Source organism: Paraburkholderia sp. WS6, from assembly GCF_030464835.1.
GTDB lineage: Bacteria > Pseudomonadota > Gammaproteobacteria > Burkholderiales > Burkholderiaceae > Paraburkholderia > Paraburkholderia madseniana.
The window spans coordinates 75568-101094 of the sequence record NZ_JALQCK010000011.1 but is presented as its reverse complement, the minus strand read 5'-3'; the positions used below and the strand labels follow the sequence as shown (position 1 = coordinate 101094).

The window sequence follows — 25527 nt, the reverse complement described above, 5'->3', positions numbered from 1 at the left end:
CAGGTGGTCGAACGAGTTGGACTGCCAGGGAAACACGAGACGGCATTGCGCGCGTCGGTCATCGGCGATGCCTTTTGGATCTTATTTCCTCGGTATAAATGCGCATTTGTCCACCGGCGAGTCGGGACGTTATTCCTGTATAGAAGTTTTGCGTACCGCGCTGTGCACGCAGCATCAAGATTCTTTGTTTGCGGCGTCCGCAGCGAGTAGCATCGAAGCGACGGACGTCGTTGCGCTGCCGATTTTTGGGCTGGCAATGAAATAAGAAGGAAGGCAAGGGGGAACATCATGCCAAAATCACCTGACCATTTCCAAACGAGTGCCCGCGTGACGGCCGACTCAACGCAGTCCGCGCCCCCGCCCCAGTCGGACACCCTGCGGCGTGTGATCTGCGTTGCCCGCGCACCTAACAACGCGCTCCTCGCGGAGATGCGCTCAGCCGGCTGGGAAGTCGTCGTGGCGAAAACCGCCGCCGGCGCCGAGGCTGCGACGAAGAAATCAGGCGTCGCCGCCGGTCTCATCGATTTCGACGGTTTCACGCCGCGCGACTTTCCTACCCTCAAGGCATGTCTGAGCCAGACTGCGATCGGCTGGGTGGCAATCGCTGCTGAGGGCCAAACGGCAAGCAAGGCGGTTCGCGAACTGATTCGCAATTTTTGTTTCGACTACGTCACGCTGCCGCTGCCTCCCGAGTGGATTTCGCATGCGCTCGGGCACGCGCGAGGCATGGCGGCATTGGATTACGTCGATACGGCCGCCGATACCCTGCTCACGGATGACAGTACGATGGTAGGCACCTGCGAAGCCATGCAGCAGCTTTACAGCACCATCCGCAAGTTCGCCAATACGAACGCCAGCGTGTTCATCTCCGGCCAATCAGGTACCGGAAAAGAACTCACCGCCCTCGCGATTCACAGGTGCTCGCCGCGCCGCAAAGCGCCTTTCGTTGCGATCAATTGCGGCGCGATTCCGCATCATCTTTTGCAGTCTGAACTGTTCGGCTATGAGCGTGGCGCGTTCACAGGCGCGGACGGGCGCAGGATTGGCCGCATCGAGTCGGCGAACGGGGGCACCCTGTTTCTCGATGAAATCGGCGACATGCCGTTCGAAGCCCAGGCGGGCCTGCTGCGCTTTCTGCAGGAAGGCAAAATTGAACGGCTCGGTGGCAACGAATCGATTCCCGTCGACATACGCATCATCTCAGCGACCCACGTCGACCTCGAAGCCGCGATACTCGCTGGCCGCTTCCGCACCGACCTGTTCCATCGCCTGTGCGTGCTGCGCATCAACGAACCGCCGCTGAGCGCACGCGGCAAGGACATCGAAATCCTCGCGCACTACGTCCTGCAGAAGTACAAGACCGATAGCACCCACAAGATTCACGGCTTCACGCCATCGGCCATCGACGCCATGTGCAGCTATCACTGGCCGGGGAACGTGCGCGAGTTGATCAATCGCGTGCGCCATGCGCTGGTCATGGCCGAAGGCAGGCTGCTGACACCCCGTGATCTCGACCTCGAATCGCAGCCGGCCGGAGAAAGGATGACGCTCGACCGTATACGCGAACAAGCCGAGCGCAGTGCGATCGAAACCGCTTTGCTAAGCCACGATCACCGGCCGGGAGAAACGGCGACGGCTCTCGGAATTTCGCGCGCCACGCTATATCGGCGAATGGTCGCGTACGGAATATACGTCGCGGAAGATACGGCTTTGGACGATACGGATGAGGAACTGAATGGGGATGTATCCAACTGATTTGCGACTTTATTCCTTGGAGATCCTCATGAAAAAAGTCTTCTGTCTGCTGACGAGAAGAGAGATGAAACACAGAGGGCGCCCGCGGGCGCCCTCTGTGTTTCATCAAGTCGAACGGCTGATTGTGTCGTGCTGGCTGTGGTGGAGCTTCGTGCTCACCCGCGCATGCGCGTGTGAACGCGCGTGATCTGTTTGAGTCGCATGAAGACTCTTACGGCTCGTTTGCGCGTCGGCACGGTCTGCCTGCGTGTCCGATCGATCCGCCGCGCGGGCAAGGCCGGCATCGCGGTCGGCTGAACTAAAGCCGTTGGTATTGCTGACGCCCTTGCTGCTCATGTGGCCGGCGGACATGCCGCCCGCATTGCCGCCTAAACCACCGTGTCCAGCCCCGCCGCTGCCTCCCGCTCCGCCGCCTCCGCCGTTTCCGCCTCCATTGCCACCCGCTGCCGCAAGGGCCGACACGGACGCAAGTGCCAGGAGGCTGGCAGCAATCCATTGCATTGTTTTCATTTTCGCCTTCCCAAAGTCCACCTGAATGCCTCGATTGTACGAACGGTGCGCGCCGGTAACCCCAAACACTTGTAATCGACTGTAAGTAGCGTGGTATCGTCGACGCGGCTGGTCAGCTTAGGTAATAATTGCCGAAACAAAATGTGATGTTCCACCGCATATTGAAGCTCTTCTCGACATTGCGCGGTCCGACGCCAACGGCGCCGGCGCCGGCGCCGGCGCCCAATATCTGCCTTACCGCCCTGCCACCTGCGCGCCGCCATGCATTGCTGCACGCCGGCGCTTGAACACGTAGCCGAGCCACATCACGACCAGCCACGCGGGCACGAGCCATACCGAAACCGACAGGCCCGGCGTCATCGCCAGAATCACGAGGATCAGTGCCATGAAAGCGAGGCAGATCCAGTTACTGACCGGGAACCAGAACGACTTGAACACGAGCGTCTCGCCCGCCGCCACCATCGCCTTGCGCGACTTCAGATGCGTCAGGCTGATCAGCGCCCAGTTCAGCACCAGCGCGGCCACCACCAACGCCATCAGCAGGCCGAGCGCTTCGGCCGGAATCAGATAGTTGACGATCACGCAGGTGAACGTGGCGAGCGCCGACAAACCAATCGCCATATAGGGCACGCCGCGCCGGTCGACCTTCATCAGCGCACGCGGCGCATTGCCCTGTTCCGCGAGACCGTAGAGCATGCGGCTATTCGCATACACGCCGCTGTTGTACACCGACAGCGCCGCGGTCAGCACCACCACGTTGAGGATGTTCGCGGTCAGCGTCGAGCCGATCTGCGAGAAGATCATCACGAACGGGCTGCCGCCGGCCGCGACCTGATTCCACGGATACAACGAAAGCAGCACCGCCAGCGAGCAGATGTAGAAAATCAGAATCCGGTAGATCACCTGATTCACGGCTTTCGGAATGCTCTTTTGCGGATCGGCCGCTTCAGCGGCCGTAATGCCGATCAGCTCGAGCCCGCCGAACGAAAACATGATGACCGCGAGCATCATGAACAGGCCATGAAAACCGTGCGGGAAAAAGCCGCCGTCGGCCCAGAGATTGGTGATCGACGCTTGCGGACCGCCATGGCCGCTGATCAGCAGATAGCCGCCGAACAGGATCATGCCGATCACCGCCACCACCTTGATGATCGCAAACCAGAATTCGGTTTCGCCGTACGCTTTGACGTTGGCAAGATTGATCGCGTTGATGACGGCGAAGCACACCAGCGCCGATACCCACGTGGGCACGCCCGGCCACCAGTAATGCACGTAGGTGCCGACCGCGGTCAGCTCGGCCATGCTCACGAGCACGTACAGCACCCAGTAGTTCCAGCCGGACAGAAAGCCGGGAAAATCACCCCAATACTTGTACGCGAAGTGGCTGAACGAACCGGCAACCGGTTCCTGCGCGACCATTTCGCCGAGCTGGCGCATGATCATGAAGGCGATGATGCCGCCGATCGCGTAGCCGAGAATCATCGACGGGCCGGCAGCCTTCAACACGCTGGCGGAGCCGAGAAACAGGCCCGTACCGATCGCCCCGCCCAGCGCGATCAGCTGGATGTGACGATTCTTAAGCCCGCGCTTCAGGCCATCTTGCTGCTGTGCACTATTCAAAATTGCGCCCCAGTGTATGGATATCGATCGCCCGATCAGACTTATGGTCTGCCCGGGCAGAACCTGAAATTTTACCGCGGCCGATATTCCCTAAATACTGGGAGCAACCCGTGCTTGGTTCTGCGCCGCACTTAACGGCGAGGATAGTGATTGTCACTGGCGTGGGGCTTCTGTATGTTGCCCTAGTCGAGGTTTCTGCCTTCGGAGATTCAATATGTTGCCCAAACGTCTGCTTTGCGCCGCTGCTTTGTGTCTCTGCTTCGCTGCGGCGAGTGCCCTCGCGCAAACCGCGGCGCCCACGGCAGAACCCGCCGCCGAACCGGCCGACATGCCTGGCATGGAGTCGAGCGCACCGGAAGCACCGGAGCCGCCACCGCCGCCCGCCGCACCGGCCGTAGTACCCGCGACGCCTGCCGCCACCGCCCCCACGCCCGCAGCACCCGCTGCGCCAACGGCGAGTGCCGCCAAACCTCGCGCAGCGCCGATGACCGGCCCCGTACGCAACGTCGTGCTGGTTCATGGCGCGTTCGTCGACGGGTCGAGCTGGAACGGTGTGGTCGCGAAATTGCAGCAGAAGGGTTATCACGTGAGTTCGGTGCAGAATCCGCTCACGTCGCTCGCCGACGATGTCGCCGCCACCCGTCGTGTTCTCGCGCGCCAGAATGGTCCGACCATCCTCGTAGGACATTCGTGGGGCGGTGTCGTAATCACCGAGGCGGGCGCGAACGCGCCGAACGTCGCCGGTCTCGTCTATGTGGCGGCGATCGCACCGGACCTGCACGAATCTACGATGGACCTGATGAAGCGCGCGGCGCCGGCGCCGGCGGGTCAAGCCATCACCGCGGATTCCACAGGCTTTCTTTGGCTCGACCGCAGCAAATATCACGCCGACTTCGCCGCCGACGTGCCCGAGAATCTGACGCGCGTGCTCTCCGCCGCGCAACAGCCAATCTCGGCCAGGGCCTTCAGCGAAACGGTCAGTCAGGTCGCGTGGCGCGAAAAGCCTTCGTGGTACATCGTGACGACGAGAGACCGTGCGATATCGCCCGAAGTCGAACAGTTCATGGCCAACCGGATGGGCGCGAAGATCGTGCCGATCTCATCGAGCCATCTCGTGCCGGTGTCGCATGCGGGCGCGGTTGCGGATGTGATCGATCGCGCAGCGCGGGAGTTGAGCCGGCAGCAGTAGGTGGTGGCCAGGCTGTCGCCGGTCACACCCTCCGTCACACGGCTCAGCGCAGCATGAACGACATCGCCGACAGACAGTTCAGCATGCGCACCGCGTGTTCCGCCGACTCCGCTCTAAAGCGCAACGTAACGGCGTCGACACGCGTGAGCGTCGGCCATTGGCAGAACAGATCGGCAAGTGCGGTGGTTTGCACGCGCAACTCGCATTCGACTGGCTTCGCAACAGCGCGCGTAGCTTGCGGCGCGTGACCCTTGTCGATGAAATGCCGCACCACTTCGCGCGCGGCAGTTTCGATCGCGTCGCGAGCGCTTGCCGGTGTTTGCGTGACGCCGCTCGCATGCCCCGTCGCGCTCTTGGTGACGACAAAACGCGCGCCGGGAAAACGCGGCGCGGTTTCCTCGGCGAATACATCGTCGCCGGATAAAAGCGCTACCTGTGCGCCATATTCTTCCGCCAGCGCGCCGTACAATCCCGCCTCGCCGACTTCGACGCCGTTCAGCGAAACACGCGCGAACGCAAAGCTGTTGATCGTATGCGAGAGAATGCCGTGCGTTTGCGACCGGGCGTGATAGCCGATCATGAACACCAACGCGGCGCCGTACTCAAGGCCGGCCATCATGCCAAGCGTGCGTGGTTTGCCGAGCACGACCTGGGCGCGTGCGCCGAGCAGATCGGGCAGCAGATTGCGAAAACCGCCATGCGAATCGTTGACCCACACATGCGTGGCGCCACCTGCGAACGCGCCTTCGATCGCGGCGTTGGCTTCGAGGGTCATCCAGCGGCGCGCGGCTTCGTATTCGCCGTTGCCCGCGCGCGTTTGTTCAGGATGGAACACGCCGGCCACGCCTTCGATGTCGACGGAAATCAGGACTTTCATCAGGAAGATTGCTTGAGAAGTTGAGCGAGGTCGGATGCGGTGTCGTGCAGCGACAGGCGATGATGACCGTCGCGGCCCGTCACAGACGTGGCACTCCATAGTGCATCGATGATCGCTTGCTCGACGCTGTCCGCGCAGGCACGGAATAGCGGATCGAGGCGTGCGTCGGCGAGCACGGGCGGCAAAGCGACAAAGTCGGATTCGTGCGGCACAGTGTAGGCCGTTGAAAACGCCAACGCGATGTCTCCGCTGCCGTGGCCATACACCGAACCGGTTCGAGCGAGACCGGCCGCGGCGCGCAATGACAGACGCTTGAGTTGACGAGCGTCGAGCGGCGCGTCGGTGGCAACGATCATGATGATCGAGCCTTGTTCGGGTTTCGAGGCGGTTGCTGATGTCGCCGCGCTAGCGGCGACAGCTTTGGCCGCGCGTTCGGCCAGCACGCGGCCAAGCGGCGCACCGTCGATCGTCAGCATCGGCAGGCGGCCGAAGTTCGCCAGCACCAATGCGCCAACCGTATAGCTGCGCCCTGCTACGTCAATGATACGCGACGCATTGCCGATCCCGCCTTTCAGATCGAAGCAAGACATGCCGCGGCCTGCGCCAACCGAACCGCTCACGACGTCAAGGCTTGCCGCTTCACATGCATCGTTGTAATGCCGTTCGCTTACCGCCAATGCCTGAATATCGTTCAGGTATCCGTCATTACATTCGAACACCAACGGATTGACCGTCGACCATTCGCGTCCGATTTGCGGATTGCCTTGAATAGCCGCGCGAATCTGCGCTTGTGCGACGGCAGCGACGCCAAAGGTATTGGTCAACGCAATAGGAGTCTCCAGCACGCCGAGTTCCTCAACCTGCACGAGCCCGATGCTTTTCCCAAACCCGTTGATCACCGAAGCCGCAGCAGGCACCTTGCTCACAAAAAGATCGCCACGATGCGGACGAATCACGGTCACGCCGGTTTGCACTGCGCCTTCATCCAGCGTGCAATGTCCGACCGTCACGCCTCCTACGTCGGCAACCGTTCCACGTGGACCGCTCGGTAGCACACCGATATGCGGTGCGCTTTCACCTGCCGTTTCAGTCAAACTCATGGCCGGTCGAGCTTCGGATCGAGTGCATCGCGCAAACCGTCGCCGAGCAGATTGAATGCCAGCACGGTGAGGAAAATCGCCAGACTCGGAAACAGCGCGATATGCGGCGCGGTGACCATATCCGCGCGTGCTTCGTTGAGCATCGCGCCCCACTCCGGCATCGGCGGTTGCGCGCCGAGTCCGAGAAACGACAGGCTCGCCGCCGTGATGATCGACGTACCGATCCGCATCGTGAAGTACACCACGATCGACGAAATCGTCCCCGGCAGAATATGCCGCACGATGATGGTCCAGTCCGATGCGCCGATGCTGCGCGCCGCTTCGATATAGGTGAGTTGTTTGAGCATCAGCGTATTGCCGCGCACGAGCCGCGCAAACGCCGGGATGCTGAAAATCGCCACCGCGCAGATCACATTGATCATGCCGTTGCCGAGGATTGCGACCACACCGATCGCCAGCAGAATGCCGGGAAAGGCAAACAGCACATCGGCAACGCGCATCGTGATGCGGTCCCACCAGCCTTCGTAGTAACCGGCCAGCAAACCGAAGAACGTACCGATCACCGCGCCGATCGCCACCGACAGAAAACCGGCCTCGAGCGAAATACGCGAACCGGCCAGAATGCGACTGAAAATATCGCGGCCCAGCGAATCGACGCCGAACCAGTGCGCGGCCGAAGGGCCCGCGTTCAACGCATCGTAGTCGAAGAAATTCTCCGGATCGTACGGCACGATGTGCGGCGCGAGAATCGCAACCGCAACCAGCAGCAGCACGAAAATGCCGGCGCCGAGCGCCACATGCTGCTTGCGGAATTTGCGCCAGAATTCGCTCCAGGGCGTGCGGATCGCGTTTTCTACGAGGGCGGCCTTGGCCGCATTCGCCTCGGTGACTGAGATGCTCATGCGGGCCTCACTTGAAACGGATGGTCGGGTTGATGACGGCGTACAGCACGTCCACCACCAGGTTGATGATGATGAACTCAAGCGAGAACAACAGCACTTCTGCCTGAATCACCGGATAGTCACGCATCGCCACGGCATCCACCAGCAGGCGTCCGAGCCCCGGCCAGTTGAACACCACTTCGACCACGATCGAGCCGCCCAGAAGAAAGCCGAATTGCAGCCCCATCATCGTGATGACAGGAATCATCGCGTTGCGCAGGCAGTGTTTGACGATCACGAGCCATTCGGGCACACCCTTGGCGCGTGCGGTACGCACGAAATCTTCATTCATCACTTCGACGAACGAAGCACGCGTGAAGCGCGCCATCACCGCCGCCACGGCTGCGCCAAGCGTGAGCGACGGCAGCACGTAGCTCTTCCAGGAACCGTCGCCGACAATCGGCAGCCAGCCGAGCTTCACCGAAAAGATTTCCATCAGCAGCATGCCGAGAGCGAATGCGGGAAACGAAATACCCGACACCGCCAGCGTCATGCCAAGCCGGTCCGGCCAGCGATTGCGCCACACCGCCGAGACGATGCCGATCCCCATGCCGAGCACCACCGCCCACGCCATGCTCGCGAGCGTAAGTAGCAGCGTCGGCATGAAGCGCTCGCCGATTTCCTGGCTGACCGGCCGCTTGCTGCGCGTGGACGTGCCGAAGTCGCCGTGCGCGATCTTCACAAAGAAGTTGGCGAATTGCTGCGGCATCGGCTTATCGAGGCCGAGATCGGCACGCACCAGTGCAACGGTCGCCTCATCCGCTTCGGGACCGGCCGCGAGACGCGCCGGATCGCCAGGCAACAGATGCACGAACAGGAACACCAGCACGGCGACGATGAAGAGCGTCGGCAGCAGGCCAAAGATACGTTTGACGAGGAAGTTCAGCATGAAACCCAATCCGGCAATGATGCGGGTAACGAAAGATCTTTCAGCGCAGTACGCGACCGTCCGGCCCGTGCGTTCGCGAAGAACACACGGCGCCGAACGGTCGGCTCATCACTTGATCGCGATCTCGTCGAAGTTGAACGAACCGTCCGGCGCGACATAGGCGCCCGACAAACGCTTGCTGCGCGCGTACACAACCTTCTCCTTGACGAGGAAGATCCACGGCGCGTCGGCCCAGATGCGTTTTTGCGCGTCGGTGTAGAGCGTGGCCTTCTGCGTGCGGTCGGTGGTTTCGAGCGCCTGCTTCAGATCGGTATCGACCGTGTCGTTCTTGTAGTACGCGGTGTTGACCATCTTCGGCGGGAACGAGACCGACCCGAGCAGCGGCGTGATCGCCCAGTCCGCTTCGCCCGTCGACGACGACCAGCCCGCGTAGTACATCCGCACCGGGGCGGTCGCCGGATCCTGGGCGCTTTCCACCTTGGCGACGCGTTGACCCGCTTCGAGCGCTTCAACCTGTGCCTTGATGCCGACTTGCGCCAGTTGCTGCTGCACGAACTGAATCACCTTCTGCGCGGTCGAGTAGTTATACGCGGACCACAGTGTCGTTTCGAAACCGTTCGGATAACCCGCGTCCTTCAGCAACTCACGCGCCTTCGCCGGATCGTACGGCCAGGGGCCGAGCTTCGTCGCGTACTCGACGCCTTGCGGCACCACGCCCTCAGCCGGCGTCGCGTACCCGGCAAACGCGACCTTGATCAGCGCATCCTTATTGACCGCGTAGTTCAGCGCTTCACGCACCTTCGGATTGTCGAACGGCTTCTGGTTGACGTTCATGCTGATATAGCGCTGGATGATCGACGGCGAAGCAATCAGATCGACCTTCGGGCTCGACTGCAATTGCGCCGCCTGTTCGAACGGCACCTGGAACGCGAAGTCCGCTTCACCGGTGCGCATCAACGCAGCACGCGTGTTGTTGTCGACCACCGGTTTCCAGTCGAGCGCATCGACCTTCGGGTAACCCTTCTTCCAGTAGCCCGCGAACTTCTTCACGGTCAGGTCGCCGGCCGGGTCCCACTTCACCAGTTCGAACGGACCTGTGCCGACCGGATGGAACGCGATGTCCTTGCCGTACTTCTTCAGCGCGTCAGGCGAAATCATCACCGCCGACGGATGCGCCAGCACGTTGACGAACGCCGAGAACGGCGCCTTCAGGGTGATCTTCACCGTGTACGGATCGACCACTTCGGTCTTCTCGATACGGTTGAACATGTTGTAGCGCTTGAGCTTGTTCGCCGGATCAGTCACGCGGTCGAAGTTCGCTTTCACTGCCGCGGCGTTGAAGTCGGTACCGTCCTGGAACTTCACGCCGTGACGCAGCTTGAACGTGTAGACCTTGGCATCCGGACTCGCTTCGTAGCTGTCTGCCAGCACGTTGACCAGCTTCATGTCCTTGTCGAAACCGAACAGGCCTTGATAGAACGACTTGGCGACGGCTTGCGACAGCGTGTCGTTCGCATCGTACGGATCGAGCGTCGTGAAGGTCGACGCAACGGCCATCACGGCCGTCGTATCGGCGTGCGCCACACTGCCCGCGAGCATCGCGAACACCACCGCGCCGCCGCTGATCAGCGCGCGCAAACGAAACGGAGAAGACGGGACCAGCAGGTTCATGAGGTTGGCTCCAGGCTGCGAATTGAAACAGGGTTATGTGCTGCGAGAGAAAATTGTTTTGCTTCAGGTTTAGCGCGTGGTTCAGGTCTGCGCGCGGGTATGCGGCGTCTATCCCGTCTAGTAAGCCCCGCCGACCCGATGCTGAGCCACGAAATGGTCTGGTCCGACCGCAATCAGCGGCGCCACGCTCGGTTCGTCGTTCAGCGCGCGGATCGGGCTTGGAATCTCATCGGCGGCGAGCATGCGTTTCGCGTGACGGCGCGCCGGATCGGCGACCGGCACCGCCCCCATCAGCTTCTTCGTGTACGGGTGCTGCGGCGCTTCGAACACCGCGCGCCGCGGACCGATCTCGACGATCTGGCCGAGATACATCACCGCTACGCGATGGCTAACGCGCTCCACCACCGCCATGTCATGCGAAATGAACAGATACGCAACGCCCAGTTCGCGCTGCAGATCGAGCATCAGGTTGACGATCTGCGCCTGCACGGAGACGTCCAGCGCGGAGACGGATTCGTCGGCGATGACGACTTTCGGATTCAATGCCAGCGCACGCGCAATCGCGATGCGTTGCCGTTGGCCGCCTGAAAATTCGTGCGGATAGCGGCCTGCGGCCTCGCGCGGCAAACCGACCTTTTCGAGCAGCCACGCAACGCGTGCCTGTGCTTCCGCGCCTTGAGCAACGCCGTGCACGAGCAGCGGCTCCATGATCGAGAAGCCGACCGTCAAGCGCGGATTCAGCGAAGCAAACGGGTCCTGGAAAATAAACTGGATATTGCGGCGCAACGCTTGCAACGCAGGGCCTGTAAGCGAGCTGATTTCCTTGCCGTCGAATTCGATCGAGCCGCTCTGGCTTTCGACGAGGCGCAGCAATGAACGGCCGGTCGTCGATTTACCGCAACCTGATTCGCCGACCAACGCGAGCGTTTCACCCGGGCGCAGATCGAAGCTGACTTTCTCGACCGCATGCACACGACCCGTCAAACGCCCGAACACACCGCTCTTGACCGGAAAACGCGTGACCAGATCGCGCACGCGCAGAATCGGCAGCGTGCTGTCGTGCACCAGCGGTTGGGTTTCTTGTGCGACGGCGGCTGCGGGACGAACGGCTTCGTCGGTGCCGGTGAGCGCCGCCTGCTCGACGGTCAGAATCGGAAACTTGGCGGGTTGATCGGTGCCCTGCATCGCGCCAAGGCGCGGGACCGCCGCAAGCAATGCCTTCGTATAAGGATGCGACGGCGCGGCGAACAGCGTCTCCGACGCCCCCTCCTCCACTTTCTCGCCGCGATACATCACCAGCACGCGATCGGCCACCTCGGCCACCACACCCATGTCGTGCGTGATGAAGATCACGCCCATGTTCATCTCGTCCTGCAGGCCGCGAATCAATTGCAGGATCTGCGCCTGGATCGTGACGTCGAGCGCGGTGGTCGGTTCGTCGGCGATCAATAGTGCGGGCTTACACGACAGCGCCATCGCGATCATCACGCGTTGGCGCATACCGCCGGATAGCTGATGCGGAAAACGTGCGGCCACCCGGCGCGCTTCCGGAATGCGCACGAGTTCGAGCAGACGCAGCGTTTCGGCATGCGCGGCAGAACGGCTCTTCCCTTGATGCAAGGCAATCGCTTCGCTGATCTGATCACCCACCGTGAACACCGGATTCAGCGAGGTCATCGGTTCCTGGAAGATCATCGCGATGTCGGCGCCGCGAATCGAACGCATCGTGCCGGACGACGCTTTCGCGAGGTCGAGCACGCTGCCGTCGCGGCGCCGGAAGGCGATGCTGCCGCCGGCAAGGCGCCCACCGCCATGCTCGATCAGCCGCATCAGGGCGAGCGATGTCACCGATTTGCCCGAGCCCGATTCGCCGACGATCGCCAGCGTCTCGCCACGCTCGACCGTCAGCGAGAGATTGCGCACCGCGTTGACGGTCTTGTCGCCGCTGCGGAATGCGACCGACAGATCGTCGACCGCAAGCACGCGTTGCGGCGGCAAGGTTTCGATAAGCGGACGAGCGGTGTGCGATGAAGTCGGCACGATGGTTCCTTTGGATTCGGACGCGGCTAACGGTGGTTCAAACGAAAACTTAAGCGGCAACTCAAGCGACGACGCAACAAGACCGCACTAGCGATAGATCGCCGTCACCGGCGTCTCGCCGATTCGTGCGAAACCGCGATACATGCCCTCGGTGTTGAACGGCAGCGTGACGTTGCCGCGTGCATCGACGGCGATCAGACCGCCGCGTCCGTCGATCTTCGGCAAGCGGTTCATCACCACGTCGCGCGCTGCTTCTTCGAGCGAGACGTTGCGGTACGCCATCTGCGCCGCGACGTCGTAGGCGGCCACCATGCGCATGAACATCTCGCCGGAACCGGTGGTCGAGACCGCGCAGGTTGCGTCGTCCGCGTAGCAGCCTGCGCCGATCAACGGCGTATCGCCGACCCGGCCCACCTGCTTGTTGGTGACACCGCCTGTCGATGTCGCGGCCGCCACGTGGCCATGCTGGTCGAGCGCGACCGCGCCGACGGTGCCGAACTTGCGATTCGGATCAATCGGCTCGTGCGGCGTGGGATCGTCGTCGCTCGACGATGGCGCGGAGGCCAGCGTCGCGCCGTCGTGATCGAGCATTGCGCGCTGCTGACCGCGTGCGAGTTGCCATTGGCGATAGCGCGCTTCGGTGTGGAAATACTCGGGCTCGACGAATTCGAGTCCTTGCGCGGCCGCGAAGGCTTCAGCGCCTTCACCGGTAAACAACACGTGTTCGCTGCGTTCGAGTACGCGGCGTGCCACCAGAATCGGATTGCGTACACGCGTCACGCAGCAGATCGCACCGGCGTCGAGCGTGCTGCCGTCCATGATGGCCGCGTCGAGTTCATGCGTGCCGGCCGCTGTGTAGACCGCGCCGCGGCCTGCGTTGAAGAGCGGACAGTCTTCGAGCAGACGGACGGCTTCGCTGACGGCGTCGAGCGCGCTGCCGCCGTCGGCGAGCACGCGCTGTCCGGCGCTCAGCACAGCGTGCAAGGCAGCGTGATAGTCGGCTTCGGCGCTGGCCGACATCGACGCGCGCAGGATCGTGCCTGCCCCGCCGTGAATGGCAATGACTGCGTTGGAGTTCATTTTTTGGCTTTGGTAGTGCGGGTGGTGCGGATAGAAACGCGCGCGGGTTGCTCGCTCGTGCCGGTGACTGCAGCTTGCGGATCGGTGAGCCACGGCAGCACGAATTCGGTGACTTCGGCGGCAGCCTTCACCGAGCGTTTCGCCCGGTAGGCGACCGCATCGCACAGCGCTTCGATGACTGCCAGCACGGCTGAATCGGCATTGGCCGCGAGCCGCCGTTCGGAGCGGATATAGAGCGAGAGGTCGGCGAATTGCGCGAGCGGCGAGCGCGGGCTGTCGGTCAGCGCAAGCACACGCGCCCCTCGGCTTGCCGCGCGCCGCGCGAGTTCGATTGTGTCTTCGACGTAGCGCGGAAACGCGATCCCGATCACCAGATCGTCTTCATTCGAAGCAAACAGACGCCGCGCGGCATGTGACGGTCCACCAACGAACGCGAGCGACTGCACGTTGTCGTGATACGGCATCAGGCCGTGCTCCATCAGGCCCGCGAGGAACGCACTTGAACCGGCGCCGAGCACGAAGACGCGACGCGCGGAAATGATCGCTTCTACAGCGGCCTTGGCGGCGGCGCTGTCGATCGCAGAACGAGTGGATTGCAGATTGCTAGCAGCCTGTTCGAGCGACGCGTCAATCAGATCGTCGCCGGAAGTGAGCGACTCCTGCGCGCTACGCAACCGCTCGACCGGCGCGAGCGTCGCTTCGAAACCGCGTACGAGCGCTTCGCGAAACTGCGGATAGCCGTCGAAGCCGAGCGCGCGAGCGAAGCGATTCGCCGTCGCCACCGACGCACCGACCACGCTCGCCAGTTCGTCGATCCGCATGGTCGCCGCGCGGAACAGATTCGCCAGCACGTATTCGCCCATGCGTCGATGGATCGGCGTGAGAGTTGGCATCGCCGCGGCGATGCGCGCGGCGATGGCCTGCTCGGCGGGGGTCGAAGCGACGGACGAGTGATGGATCATGCGAGCAAGGCGGCCTGGTAACTGTCCTCAAAGAGGACTTCCTTCGGGATGTAAGCAAAATGCATGAAAGTATATTTACATAGAAATCGCGCCGAAAAAAATTCATTTTCATTTTCGAGGGTTTTCACGGACGCCCGCAGCCGCCTTGGCACGCAACGCATGCCATCCGATGAAAACCAGTTTTCATTGAACGACCGCTGCGCCCTCAGGAATCTGCGCGAGCCGCGCCGCTGGCGACATGACGATGATCAACGCCTGAACAAGGAAAGCCACTGCGGCCGCAACCAGACACGCGTCCATCCCCCAGCGCGCGCTGATCGCCGCACCGAGCAACGCGCCCAGCGGTCGCGCACCATAGGTCGCGGTGCTGTTGAGCGCCGAGACGCGGCCCATCATCCGCTCAGGCGTGATCGCCTGACGCAGCGTGGTCGAGCCGACCACCCACAGAATCGGTCCGGCGCCGAGCAGGAAGAAGCTCAGCATCGCGAGCCAGAACGACGGCGTGACGATCGTCGCTACCATCACGAGCGAGGCGAGCAAACCGCACGACGGCCCGATGATCAGCATGCGGCCGAATGCGAGGCGCCGCGCAATGGCCGGTGCGGCGAGCGCGCCGCACACCATGCCGACGCCGTACGCGCCGAGCGTCACGCCGACCATCGAAGCGCTCAAGCCCAACCGATGCACGGCATACGGCACATATACCGCCTGCAGCACGAAAAAACCGAGGTTGAAGAAGATCGCGGTGGCCAGCATCGGACGCAGTAGCGCGTCGCGCAGCACGAAGCGCGTACCGTCACGCAGTTCCAGCAGGAAGTGACGCTGGGGAGCAGCCGCTCGCGGCGGTTCGCGCAGCCCCGCGAGCAATGCGACGGCCAGCGCCGATAGCCCGGCCGCGCAGCCATACGCCCATCCCGCGCCGACCCAGCCGACCAGCAGTCCGCCGAGCGCCGGTCCCGCCGAATACGCGACGCTGCGCGCCAGTTCGAGCCGGCCGTTGGCCTGGGCGTACGCCTCGCGCGGCACGATCGAGGGCACCAGCGAAGGCGCCGCAACGTTATAGGCAACCGTGCCGGTCGCGGCAATGAAGCCGAGCGCGGCAAGCAGCGGCAAGCTCAGCGCATGTGTCATCAAGAGCAACAGCACGCACAACATCGCGATCACGCGCACGCTTTCGGCGAGTGTCATCAACGTGCGGCGCGAACGGCGGTCGGCCCATACGCCGAGCGGAATCGACAACAACAGGAACGGCAACGTCTGTGCGGTTTGCAGTAGACCGGTCTCGCGTGCGCCGGCGCCAAGCGCGAACACGGCGACGAGCGGCGCGGCGGCAAGGCTGATCTGCTCAGCCGATTGCGCGACCAGATTCGACCATGCGAGCCGCTGGAATGCGGCCGGCAGACGAAGCGCGGATGAAGACGACGAAGAGGAAGCGGCGTGCATCGATGAACTCCTGCGACGGGATGTGGGAGACCATCGTGGTCGCTATGGCGCAGCGCGGCGCTCCGCTTCTTGCGGTGTTATTCTTCGCTCGCCATGAATCTCGAAAGCATCCTCTTCACACAAGGTTTCGGCTCGCGCCGCCAATGCCGGGCGCTGATCGGCGACGGCCGCGTGAGCATCGGCGGCTCCGTCTGCGCCGATGCCGACGCCGATTTCCCAACCGATGACAGCACGTTCAGCTTCAGCGTGGACGGGGTCGTCTGGCCGTATCGCGAGCACGCCTATCTGTTGCTGAACAAACCTGCCGGCTATGAATGTTCGCGCGATCCGCAGCATCATCTGAGCGTGTTCAGCCTGCTGCCGCCGCAGTTCGCCGAACGCGGCGTGCAGTGCGTGGGCCGCCTCGATCAGGACACGACCGGCCTCCTCTTGCTCTCCGACGACGGCAAGTTCGTGCACATGTTCACGTCGCCGAAACGCAAAGTGCCGAAGCTGTATATCGCGACCACGCGCCATCCGATCGACGATGCCCAATTGCGTGCCTTGCGCGACGGCGTCTTGCTGCACGGCGAGCCCAAGCCGATCATCGCCGTCGACGTAGAGGCGCGCGGTGAGCACGCGCTGGCCCTCACCGTGATGGAAGGCAAATATCACCAGGTCAAGCGGATGATCGCGGCTGCGGGCAACCGTTGCGAAGCGCTGCATCGCGAGCGGATCGGCGGACTCGCATTGCCCGCGACGCTCGCGGAAGGCGCGTGGCAATGGCTCGACGAAACCGACCTCGGATCTTTACGGAGCGGGTAAACAGGTAGGTCCCCTTTAGAGCCTTGATGCGTCAGGAGAATGGTGTGCGCCCCCGCACACAAGCCCCGGCGGACACCTGATTGCACGCTGCATCGCAGCATGCTCTTGCTTACAACTCGCCCTATACTCGTTTAAACAAAGACTACAAAGAGTTCAAGGAGGGGCGCCATGGTCATCCACGACACCATCGCGATTTCGTATGTGATGATCGCTTTCGTGTGCCTCGGCCTGGTTCTGATTGGCGGACTGCTGGTCATGATGCGGCTGCGGCATAAATATCATCCGAACCTGATCGGCGCGCTGATCGGCGCAATGCTGTGTTTCCTGTTGCTGGAGGCATTGCCGGCGCTGACGTAAACCAACGGGGGTGCGCGCGGCTGGCGCAGAGGCCGGCGCGCGCGGAGTATCGCCGGGAGATGCACGGCCCGGCGGTTTGTTGTTCGCGGCTGAACGCGTTGAGACCCATCGCCTGATCGCGTGTTTTCTCAGCCGCGCGCTTTTGCTTCGGCATGTGGCACAGTGGCGCTCCGTTCGGGCCGCATGCGCAGAAAATCCTCGACGCTTGGATACTGCAAGCGCACACGCAACTCCTCTTTGAGGCGCCGGTTCACGAGCCGCCTCGATTCGCGCATGAAGGACAGCAAGGTCGGCTCGATCTGCTGCTCCGCCTCCGCGCGCGTGATGCGAGGCGCGCGCTCGAGACCGAACGCATCGGCCACTGCATCGAAGTACTCTCCCATTTTCAGCGACGTATCGTCGGACGCGTGAATCACGCGCCCCGGCCGCCCGCGTGTGGCGAGACGCACGAGGATCGCGGCCAGATCGTCGGCATGGATATGGTTGGTGTAGACGTCGTCTGCGTCGACCAAGGCGGGCGTGCGCTTTTCCAGCCGCGCGAGCGGCAGACGGTTGCTCGCATAGATGCCCGGAATCCGCGCGATGCTGGCAGCGACCACGCCTCGCGCGGTGGCGCGCCGCAATTGCCGCTCGGCCGACACGCGGCGTTTGGCACGCGCATTGGCCGGCTGCGACGCGCGCGTCTCGTCGATCCACGCGCCGCCGCAATCGCCGTAGACGCCTGTCGTGCTCGCGTACACCAGCCTCACAGGCACGTGCGGCGCGGCGGTCCAGCGCACCCTGTCGGGTACAATATTGGCTGCTTCAGATTCCGCCCATGAGGCACTCATGTTGCGCAACCCGCGGCGCAGCCGCCCGACCGGCGCCACCGTGCCGCGCGCGGCACGCATCGCCCGATCACGGCGCGCGCTCAGCGTAGCGAGCAAGGCCCGGGTGCGGCGGTCGTCATCGCCGGTCTTTTGCGGTGGCGCGAGATGCAGCACCGTCGGCGCGAGGCCGGCGAGCCGTTTCAGGCTGCGCCGTGCGTCGAGGTCGCCGACCAGCGGCGTGACGCCGGCGGCGCGCAATTCGGCGCTGCGTTCAGTGTGGCTGGTGAGCGCGAAGACATGTGTGCGTGGCCGCAACAGGGGCACGCAGCGCATGCCGACATCACCGCAGCCAACAATCAACACGCGCGGCCGGCGTAAATTTCGTGTCGCTTTCATGGTGGACGAATTGTAGCCGTCAAGCGCGGCAGGTACCGCACAGTTGTACAGCGGGTCCGATAACGATTACCGACTTTTCGATTTCGAACACTCTATGGCATTTAACGTCACGCTCCGGCAAAGCGGCCGGCAGTTTCAGGTGGAACAGGACGAACCGGTCCTGATCGCGGCCTTGCGCCAGGGCATTGGTCTGCCGTACGGCTGCAAGAACGGCGCCTGCGGCTCATGCAAAGGCACCGTGGTCAGCGGTCAGATCGAACAGCGTCAGCATTCGTCATCGGCTTTGTCGAACGACGAAAAGACGCGCGGCATGGCCCTCTTCTGCTGCGCGACGGCATGCTCCGATCTCGACGTGGATATCCGCGAAGTGGCCGGCGTGGGCGACGTGCAGGTCAAGAAACTGCCGTGCCGCGTGAACGCGATAGAGCGCAAGGCCGACGACGTCGTCGTGCTGAAGCTGCAATTGCCCGCTAACGAGCGTCTGCAATATCTGGCCGGCCAGTACCTTGAATTCATCCTGAAAGACGGCAAACGCCGCAGCTATTCGATGGCGAACGCGCCGCACACCGAAGGCCCGATCGAATTGCACATCCGTCATATGCCGGGCGGCGCATTCACGGACCACGTATTCAACACGATAAAGGAGCGCGACATCCTGCGCTTCGAAGCCCCGCTCGGCACCTTCTTCCTGCGTGAAGACTCGGAGAAGCCGATCGTGCTGCTGGCCTCGGGCACGGGCTTCGCGCCGCTGAAGGCGATCGTCGAACATGCGGTGTTCAAAAACCTGAACCGGCCCATGACGCTTTATTGGGGCGCGCGCCGCAAGAAGGACCTGTACCTGCTCGAGATCGCCGAGCAATGGGCTCGCGAGATTCCGAACTTCAAGTTCGTGCCGGTGCTGTCGGAACCGGACGCGGGCGACGCGTGGACGGGTCGCGTCGGCTTCGTGCATCGCGCGGTGATCGAGGACCTGCCGGACCTGTCGCCGTACCAGGTGTACGCGTGCGGCGCGCCGGTGATGGTGGAGTCGGCACAGCGCGATTTCACCCAGCATCATGGGCTGCCGGAAGACGAGTTCTACGCGGATTCCTTCACGAGCGCGGCGGATCTGGCGAACGCGGTTTGAGGCGATGAACGGGTTGATCGTCATCAGATCAACCCGTTCATCAAAACGAAACTGGCACGCTGGCAGACTTGCATAAATCCGCGTTGACGCGAATTTGTGCAAATTCATGGTTTACACCAGCGCTTTCCTTGTCGTATTCTTTCGCGCATGAACCGCATCCAGTCCGAACTCCGACGTCGCCGCTCGCCGCTCCCTTAGGGGCGCCGCTGGCTTCGTCACGGATTCGCGCCGCACAAAGGCGCAAGCAGTTCGAATCATGAAAGCCACGGCATGCCGTGGCTTTTTTGTTTGCTTTTTTTGTTTTCACCGGCCGCTACTTCATTTGAGGCCAACCGCTCACTCACCCTTCACCCCGCTGTCTGGAGCTTGCCGTCATGAATTTCAATGAGTACCCGATCGAGTCGCTGATGTACATCACGAACCGGCCCGAAATCGTTTTCACGCACGGCAAGGGCTCGTGGCTCTACGACAATAACGGCAAGCGATATCTGGACTTCATCCAGGGCTGGGCGGTCAACAGCCTCGGTCATTGCAACGACGGCATGATCGAAGCGCTGAACACGCAATCGAAGCTGCTGCTGAATCCGTCGCCGGCCTTCTACAACGAGCCGATGGCGAAGCTCGCCGGATTGCTCACCCAGCATAGCTGTTTCGACAAGGTGTTCTTCGCGAACAGCGGCGCCGAAGCGAACGAAGGCGCAATCAAGCTCGCGCGCAAGTGGGGTAAGAAGTTCAAGGACGGCGCGTTCGAAATCATCACCTTCGATCACAGCTTCCACGGCCGCACGCTCGCCACCATGTCGGCAAGCGGCAAGCCGGGTTGGGACACGATCTACGCACCGCAAGTGCCGGGCTTCCCGAAGGCGGATCTGAACGACATCGCGTCGGTTGAAAAGCTGATCAATGCGAAGACCGTCGCGGTGATGCTGGAACCGATTCAGGGCGAAGGCGGCGTGATTCCCGCCACACGCGAATTTATGCAGCAACTGCGCGCGCTGACTAAGAAGCACAACCTGCTCCTGATCGTCGACGAAGTGCAAAGCGGTTGTGGCCGTGCCGGCACCCTATTCGCCTACGAGTTGTCGGGCATCGAGCCGGACATCATGACGCTCGGCAAGGGCATCGGCGGCGGTGTGCCGCTCGCGGCGCTGCTGGCGAAGGCTGACATTGCTGTGTTCGAAGCCGGCGATCAGGGCGGTACATACAACGGCAATCCGCTGATGACCGCGGTCGGTTACTCGGTGATCTCGCAACTGACGGCGCCGGGTTTCCTCGAAGACGTGCGTGCGCGCGGCGAATATCTGCGCGCGGAGCTGCTCGAACTGTCGGAAGAACGCGGTTTCGAAGGCGAACGCGGTGAAGGTCTGCTGCGCGCCCTGCTGCTCGGCAAGGACATCGGCAACCAGATCGTCGAGATGGCGCGCGTGATGCAACCCGACGGCCTGCTGCTGAACGCGGCGCGTCCGAACCTGCTGCGTTTCATGCCGGCGCTGAACGTCACGAACGAAGAAATCGACCAGATGATGGCGATGCTGCGTTCGATTCTCGACACGCTGTAATCACACAGGAAAGCGCGTATGACGACGAGCGCAACGCTATCGATCCGCCGCTTCGACGCGAGCGACACCGATGCCGTGGTCGCGCTGTGGCAGGAAGCGTTCCCCGAGTATCGGGACGTGACAAGGCCGCAACGCAATCCGCATCTGTCGATCGCCAACAAGCTGGCGACGCAACCGGAACTGTTCTTTGTCGCGGTGTTCGGCGAGCGTATCGTCGGCACGGTGATGGGCGGCTACGACGGGCACCGAGGCTGGCTGTATTCGCTTGCGGTAGATGAATCGTTGCGTCGTCACGGCATCGGTACGCGGCTGGTCGCACATGTCGAAAACGCGTTGACCGAACGTGGATGCCCGAAGCTGAATTTGCAGGTGCTGTCCGCGAAGGCCGATGTGCGCGCGTTCTATGAAGCGCTCGGTTATCGCGCGGATGCCGTGATCAGTCTCGGCAAACGGTTGGGCGAACTGGCGGAAACGCCAGCGGCTTAAGCGCAGGCAATCGCCTGAATTGAGAAAGGCCGCATGCGCGATTGAAGCGCATGCGGCCTTTTTTACGGCTGAGGCAAACTTAGTCCGGGTTATTCACCCAGCTCATTCACCCAGATAAGCCGCCCGCACCTTCGGATCATCCAGCATCTGCTTCGCGTCGCCGGACATCGTCACCAGCCCCGAGTCCATCACGTAGCCGCGGTTCGCCGCCTGCAACGCGAGACGCGCGTTCTGCTCAACCAGCAGCACCGTCATGCCTTCAGCCGAGATCGCCCGCACCACTTCGAAGATCTTCTCGACCATGATCGGCGACAGACCCATCGAAGGCTCATCCAGCAACAACAGCTTCGGTTTGCTGATGATCGCACGTGCCATCGCCAGCATCTGCTGTTCGCCGCCCGAGAGCGTGCCTGCGTATTGCGTCGCCCGTTCCTTCAGGCGCGGGAAAAAGCCGAACATGCGATCGACGTCTGCCTTGATGGCGTCGGTATCGTTGCGCAGATACGCACCCATCTGCATGTTCTCGACGATCGACATGCGCGAAAAAATGCCGCGGCCTTCCGGCACCATCGCGAGACCGCGCTTGAGCAGCTCGTGCGCCGGGATGCCCTTGATCGACTCACCCATGTACTCGATGTCGCCTGCCGAGTACGGCTTCAGACCCGTGATCGCCTTCATCGTCGTGGTCTTGCCCGCGCCGTTCGCGCCGATCAGCGTGACCAGTTCACCCTGCGCAACTTCGAGATCGATACCCTTGACTGCCTGGATGCCGCCGTAATTGACCTGCAGGCCCTTGATTTTCAACATTGCCGTTGCCATTAGTGGACCCCCGCACCCAGATAAGCTTCGATCACCTTCGGATCCTTCTGCACGTCTGAAGGCAGACCTTGCGCAATCACCTTGCCGTAGTCGAGCACCGTCATCTGGTTGCACAGACCCATCACCAGTTTCACGTCGTGCTCGATCAGCAGAATCGTCTTGCCGTCGCTGCGGATCTTGTCGAGCAGCTTGGTCAGCTCGACCTTTTCCGTTGCATTCATGCCGGCAGCCGGTTCATCCAGTGCGAGCAGCTTCGGATCCGTTGCCAGTGCGCGGGCGATTTCCAGACGGCGCTGGTGACCGTATGACAGATTGCGCGACGTGTAGTCCGCATACTGCGCAATGCCGACGTATTCCAGCAGTTCGACTGCGCGTTCCTTGATCTCGCGCTCTTCCTTGCGCTCGGCCGGCGTCTGGAACACCGCGCCGATCAGGCCATGCTTCGTGCGCACGTGGCGGCCGACCATCACGTTTTCCAGCGCGGTCATGCCGCCGAACAAACGGATGTTCTGGAACGTACGCGCAATACCCGCCTTCGCCACCTGATAGACGGCGGTCGGCGTGTATTCCGTGCCGTTGAGCTTGAACTCGCCCGAATCCGGCGTGTACAGACCCGTGATCACGTTGAAGAAGGTCGTTTTGCCGGCACCGTTCGGGCCGATCAGGCCATAAATCTGGCCCGCCTTGATTTGCAGGCCAACGTCGGACAGTGCCTGCAGGCCGCCGAAGCGCTTGTTGACGCCCTTAACCGACAGGCGGATCTGATCGCTGCCGACGCCGTTGTTTACGTTATCGCTCATATGATTTCTCCCTGCGGGCCTCAGGCGCGCACCGGCTTCTTGCCAGCGCGCTTCGCCAGTTTCGCAATCTTGTCTTCGTGCTTCGGCGACGGCCACAGGCCTTCCGAGCGGTACAGCATGATCACGACCATCGCGAGGCCGTACAGCAACTGACGGATCACTTCGGTATCGACGATTTCATGGCCGAAGATCATGTTCTGCAACGGACCCATGGTCGAGCGCAGGAATTCCGGGAACACGGCGAGCAGCACCGCACCGAGAATCACGCCAGGGATGTGGCCCATACCGCCCAGCACCACGCACGCCAGCACCACGACCGATTCCCAGAACGTGAACGATTCCGGCGACACGAAGCCCTGGAACGAACCGAACATCGCGCCCGACAGGCCGCCGAACGACGCGCCCATTGCAAAGGCCAGCAGCTTCACGTTACGGGTGTTGATGCCCATTGCCTTGGCGGCGATTTCGTCTTCGCGGATCGCGGCCCATGCACGGCCGATACGCGAGTGCTGCAAACGCGTACAGGTCCAGATCACGAACAGCGCGCACAGCACGAACAGGTAGTAATACATGTACACCGACGGGAACGAGAACCCGAGGAACGTGTGTGTCTGCGCGAGGCTGAAGCCGCCTGCCGACACCGGAGCGATGCCGGTGATCCCCTTCGGCCCGTTCGTGATGTTGACCGGACGGTCGAGGTTGTTAATGAAGATCCGCACAATCTCCCCGAAGCCCAGTGTCACGATCGCGAGGTAGTCGCCACGCAGACGCAAGGTCGGCGCGCCGAGCAGGACGCCGAAGGTCGCGGCGAGCCCCATCGCAATCGGCACGATGATCCAGATCGGCGTATGCAGGCCGCCCGGGAACAGGTGCGCGATCCACTCGAACTGCGAGGTCAGGTGGGGCGAACTCAGCAGCGCCGCGGTGTACGCGCCGATGGCGTAGAACGCGATGTAGCCCAAATCCAGCAGGCCGGCGAAGCCGACCACCACATTGAGACCCAGCGCCAGCATCACGTACAGCATCGCGAAGTCGAGCACGCGGACCCAGTAGTTGCCGCCAGCGGCACCGATGATCATCGGCGCCGCGATCACGAAGATCGCGGTGATGATGCCGACGGTCAGCGTCTTTGTCAGGTTCTTTTCAGGGATGAGCGTCGTGGACGGCTCGATCGGTTGAATTGATGTCATGTCTGTCTACTCCTTATGCTCGATCCGCAACACGTTCGCCCAGCAGGCCCGACGGACGGAACACCAGCACGATGATCAGCACGATGAATGCGAACACGTCCTGGTAGTTACTGCCGAACACACCGCCCGTAAGGTTGCCGATGTAGCCGGCGCCCAACTGTTCGATCAGGCCGAGCAGCACGCCGCCCACCATGGCCCCGCCGAGATTGCCGATCCCGCCCAGCACCGCCGCGGTAAAGGCCTTCAGACCCGGGATGAAGCCCATATAGAAGTGTGCGTTGCCGTATTCGGACGCGATCATCACGCCGGCCAGAGCGGCCAGCGCCGAGCCGATCATGAAGGTCGCCGAAATCACGAAATTCGGGTTCACGCCCATCAGGCTGGCGACACCCGGGTTCTCAGCGATCGCACGCATCGCGCGGCCCAGCTTGGTCTTGTGAACCAGCAACAGCAGACCGCCCATCACGAGGAACGCCACGACCATGATCACGATTTCGGTCATCGAGATCACGGCGCCAGGCGTCGTGTCGGTGGCCTTGATCACGTTGATCGGGTCGGTGGGCAACAGCTGCGGGAACGGCAGCGGGTTGCGCGACCAGATCATCATCGCGAGGGTTTGCAGCAGGATCGACACGCCGATCGCGGTGATCAGCGGGGCGAGACGCGGTGCTTTACGCAACGGCCGGTAGGCCACGCGCTCGATCGTGTAGCCGACCAGCGAGCAAACCACTGCCGCGATGATCAACGCGATGATGAGCGTCGGCACGTTGCCGAGGCCGGGGAAGTGGTTCTGAAGCACGCCTATGGCCGAGAGCGCAACCATCGCGCCCACCATCAACACATCGCCATGCGCGAAGTTGATGATGCCCAAGATGCCGTAAACCATCGTATAGCCCAGTGCGATGATGGCGTAAACGCTGCCAAGCACCAGCCCGTTGAGGACCTGCTGGATGAAGATATCCATTTAATGCTCCTTAGCCCGTGCGACTGGATTCGCGTTCTTCATCAGCCGGTGGGCGGTGATGCGGTACGCCAATCTCAACGGCACTGCGGGTACTGATGTAAAAGACCGGTAAGGGTTATCCGCTATCCGGTTCGTCTTAC

23 protein-coding genes are annotated in these 25527 nt (G+C 62.3%); 7 read left to right on the top strand and 16 right to left on the bottom strand.

What is annotated here, in order from left to right; translation table 11 throughout:
* The first annotated feature begins 327 nt into the window (after positions 1-327).
* A complete protein-coding gene (locus tag M0D64_RS15750; protein ID WP_266258381.1) occupies positions 328-1755 on the top strand; it encodes a sigma-54 dependent transcriptional regulator in 1428 nt (475 codons plus the stop codon).
* A gap of 105 nt (positions 1756-1860) precedes the next feature.
* On the opposite strand, the gene M0D64_RS15745 is transcribed toward M0D64_RS15750, so the two are convergent.
* Both M0D64_RS15745 and M0D64_RS15740 read right to left on the bottom strand, forming a co-directional pair.
* Complete coding sequence (locus M0D64_RS15745) at positions 1861-2265, bottom strand: hypothetical protein (RefSeq protein ID WP_266258380.1); 405 nt, start codon at positions 2263-2265, stop codon at positions 1861-1863.
* 234 nt (positions 2266-2499) lie between these two features.
* On the bottom strand, positions 2500-3885 hold the full coding sequence (locus M0D64_RS15740) for an amino acid permease (protein ID WP_266258379.1): 1386 nt from the start codon (positions 3883-3885) through the stop codon (positions 2500-2502).
* Between the two features lie 214 nt (positions 3886-4099).
* On the opposite strand from M0D64_RS15740, the gene M0D64_RS15735 reads away from it, so the two are divergent.
* The gene (locus tag M0D64_RS15735; RefSeq protein WP_266258378.1) at positions 4100-5074 is read left to right on the top strand and encodes an alpha/beta fold hydrolase; all 975 of its coding nucleotides are present in this window, start codon (positions 4100-4102) and stop codon (positions 5072-5074) included.
* Between the two features lie 43 nt (positions 5075-5117).
* On the opposite strand, the gene M0D64_RS15730 is transcribed toward M0D64_RS15735, so the two are convergent.
* From M0D64_RS15730 to M0D64_RS15690, 9 genes are all read right to left on the bottom strand, one after another.
* Entirely contained in the window at positions 5118-5951 is an 834-nt protein-coding gene (locus tag M0D64_RS15730; RefSeq protein WP_266258377.1) for a M55 family metallopeptidase, read from the bottom strand.
* Positions 5951-7051: a P1 family peptidase gene (locus tag M0D64_RS15725; RefSeq protein WP_266258376.1), complete on the bottom strand. Its 1101-nt coding sequence runs from the start codon at positions 7049-7051 to the stop codon at positions 5951-5953. Before M0D64_RS15725 ends, M0D64_RS15730 begins: the two co-directional genes overlap by 1 nt.
* The gene (gsiD, locus tag M0D64_RS15720; protein WP_266258375.1) at positions 7048-7953 is read right to left on the bottom strand and encodes a glutathione ABC transporter permease GsiD; all 906 of its coding nucleotides are present in this window, start codon (positions 7951-7953) and stop codon (positions 7048-7050) included. The genes M0D64_RS15725 and gsiD overlap by 4 nt, the downstream gene beginning before the upstream one ends.
* Before the next feature lie 7 nt (positions 7954-7960).
* Positions 7961-8881 carry a glutathione ABC transporter permease GsiC gene (gene gsiC, locus M0D64_RS15715; protein ID WP_266258374.1) on the bottom strand — a complete coding sequence of 307 codons (921 nt, stop codon included), beginning with the start codon at positions 8879-8881 and terminating at the stop codon, positions 7961-7963.
* Between the two features lie 108 nt (positions 8882-8989).
* Complete coding sequence (gene gsiB, locus M0D64_RS15710; protein ID WP_266258373.1) at positions 8990-10552, bottom strand: glutathione ABC transporter substrate-binding protein GsiB; 1563 nt, start codon at positions 10550-10552, stop codon at positions 8990-8992.
* A 117-nt stretch (positions 10553-10669) separates the two neighbouring features.
* The gene (locus M0D64_RS15705; RefSeq protein WP_266258372.1) at positions 10670-12592 is read right to left on the bottom strand and encodes a dipeptide ABC transporter ATP-binding protein; all 1923 of its coding nucleotides are present in this window, start codon (positions 12590-12592) and stop codon (positions 10670-10672) included.
* A gap of 87 nt (positions 12593-12679) precedes the next feature.
* Positions 12680-13672 (bottom strand): isoaspartyl peptidase/L-asparaginase family protein, encoded by a 993-nt coding sequence (locus tag M0D64_RS15700; RefSeq protein WP_266258371.1) that lies wholly within the window; start codon positions 13670-13672, stop codon positions 12680-12682.
* A complete protein-coding gene (locus tag M0D64_RS15695) occupies positions 13669-14634 on the bottom strand; it encodes a MurR/RpiR family transcriptional regulator (RefSeq protein ID WP_266258370.1) in 966 nt (321 codons plus the stop codon). Before M0D64_RS15695 ends, M0D64_RS15700 begins: the two co-directional genes overlap by 4 nt.
* A 183-nt stretch (positions 14635-14817) precedes the next feature.
* A complete protein-coding gene (locus tag M0D64_RS15690; RefSeq protein ID WP_266258369.1) occupies positions 14818-16077 on the bottom strand; it encodes an MFS transporter in 1260 nt (419 codons plus the stop codon).
* Between the two features lie 93 nt (positions 16078-16170).
* Here M0D64_RS15690 and M0D64_RS15685 point away from each other — a divergent pair, with 93 nt between their 5' ends.
* Together M0D64_RS15685 and M0D64_RS15680 are read left to right on the top strand one after the other, a co-directional pair.
* Positions 16171-16881: a pseudouridine synthase gene (locus M0D64_RS15685; RefSeq protein ID WP_266258368.1), complete on the top strand. Its 711-nt coding sequence runs from the start codon at positions 16171-16173 to the stop codon at positions 16879-16881.
* A 168-nt stretch (positions 16882-17049) separates the two neighbouring features.
* Positions 17050-17238 (top strand): hypothetical protein, encoded by a 189-nt coding sequence (locus tag M0D64_RS15680; RefSeq protein ID WP_154560830.1) that lies wholly within the window; start codon positions 17050-17052, stop codon positions 17236-17238.
* A gap of 128 nt (positions 17239-17366) precedes the next feature.
* Here the strand turns inward: M0D64_RS15680 and M0D64_RS15675 are convergent, their stop codons facing one another.
* Positions 17367-18443 (bottom strand): sugar nucleotide-binding protein, encoded by a 1077-nt coding sequence (locus tag M0D64_RS15675; protein ID WP_154560829.1) that lies wholly within the window; start codon positions 18441-18443, stop codon positions 17367-17369.
* A 94-nt stretch (positions 18444-18537) separates the two neighbouring features.
* Between M0D64_RS15675 and M0D64_RS15670 the strand changes: the two genes are divergently transcribed.
* From M0D64_RS15670 to M0D64_RS15660, 3 genes are all read left to right on the top strand, one after another.
* Positions 18538-19569 (top strand): CDP-6-deoxy-delta-3,4-glucoseen reductase, encoded by a 1032-nt coding sequence (locus M0D64_RS15670; protein ID WP_266258367.1) that lies wholly within the window; start codon positions 18538-18540, stop codon positions 19567-19569.
* Positions 19570-19943: 374 nt separating this feature from the next.
* A complete protein-coding gene (locus tag M0D64_RS15665; RefSeq protein WP_266258366.1) occupies positions 19944-21128 on the top strand; it encodes an acetylornithine transaminase in 1185 nt (394 codons plus the stop codon).
* Between the two features lie 18 nt (positions 21129-21146).
* Positions 21147-21614, top strand: coding sequence for a GNAT family acetyltransferase (locus tag M0D64_RS15660; protein ID WP_154560825.1), 468 nt, complete (start codon positions 21147-21149; stop codon positions 21612-21614).
* Between the two features lie 102 nt (positions 21615-21716).
* On the opposite strand, the gene M0D64_RS15655 is transcribed toward M0D64_RS15660, so the two are convergent.
* From M0D64_RS15655 to M0D64_RS15640, 4 genes are read right to left on the bottom strand one after another with little or no spacing between them, the layout of a single operon-like run.
* Positions 21717-22433 carry an ABC transporter ATP-binding protein gene (locus tag M0D64_RS15655; RefSeq protein ID WP_093638918.1) on the bottom strand — a complete coding sequence of 239 codons (717 nt, stop codon included), beginning with the start codon at positions 22431-22433 and terminating at the stop codon, positions 21717-21719.
* Complete coding sequence (locus M0D64_RS15650; RefSeq protein ID WP_266237511.1) at positions 22433-23233, bottom strand: ABC transporter ATP-binding protein; 801 nt, start codon at positions 23231-23233, stop codon at positions 22433-22435. The genes M0D64_RS15655 and M0D64_RS15650 overlap by 1 nt, the downstream gene beginning before the upstream one ends.
* A gap of 20 nt (positions 23234-23253) precedes the next feature.
* Complete coding sequence (locus M0D64_RS15645; protein WP_171926115.1) at positions 23254-24423, bottom strand: ABC transporter ATP-binding protein; 1170 nt, start codon at positions 24421-24423, stop codon at positions 23254-23256.
* A gap of 13 nt (positions 24424-24436) precedes the next feature.
* Positions 24437-25387, bottom strand: coding sequence for a branched-chain amino acid ABC transporter permease (locus tag M0D64_RS15640; RefSeq protein ID WP_266237509.1), 951 nt, complete (start codon positions 25385-25387; stop codon positions 24437-24439).
* Positions 25388-25527: the final 140 nt, after the last annotated feature.